At 30.7% G+C, this 225-nt stretch carries 1 pseudogene; it reads right to left on the minus strand.

The features are described from left to right. Positions 1-225: pseudogene (locus TP70_RS12615) on the minus strand (TDT family transporter); the annotation flags it as partial.

The following is a 225-nucleotide window of genomic DNA, read 5'->3' on the forward strand; positions in this document are numbered from 1 at the left end:
TAAAAAAACTGCGATAATATCAGTAAGATAATAAGAACTAATAAATTTGTTTTAGGAAAAGCTACTATATAAGCTGCTGAAACTAAAGAAAAAGGTGCACAAATAGTGGCTGGATTGGGTTTTACTAATGATTGTAAAGGATGTATTCTTACTCGTTTGAAAACAACAGGTAGAACCAAACAAGTTGCTAAAAAACCATAAATAACTGTTGTTTGGCCAATCCAA

The organism is Staphylococcus microti (assembly GCF_000934465.1).
Classification (GTDB): Bacteria; Bacillota; Bacilli; order Staphylococcales; family Staphylococcaceae; genus Staphylococcus; species Staphylococcus microti.